At 68.5% G+C, this 216-nt stretch carries 1 protein-coding gene; it reads right to left on the reverse strand.

Annotated elements, in window-relative coordinates; translation table 11 throughout:
• A partial coding sequence (locus tag IH44_RS0140340) for a roadblock/LC7 domain-containing protein (protein WP_030464805.1) occupies positions 1-212 on the reverse strand: 212 nt, incomplete at its 3' end.
• Between the last annotated feature and the right edge of the window lie 4 nt (positions 213-216).

Here is a 216-nt window from a genome sequence, read left to right on the forward strand (position 1 = left end):
TCGCCGCCCTCGAAGATGCGGCTGGCACCCGAGGTCAGCGAGGTCAGTCCGGAGGCGACGGCGGCCAGCTGGTCGGCGCGGTCCCGGGGGAAGCCCTCGGACATGCACAGCAGCAGACCGTCGGCGGAGACCACCACGGTGTGGGACACCCCGGGGGTGTTGTCCACGAAATTGGTGATCAGCCAGTTCAGGTTCTGTGCGGCCTGGCTCATCTGG

Origin of the sequence: Kitasatospora sp. NRRL B-11411 (assembly GCF_000721345.1) — a bacterium.
GTDB lineage: Bacteria > Actinomycetota > Actinomycetes > Streptomycetales > Streptomycetaceae > Kitasatospora > Kitasatospora cineracea.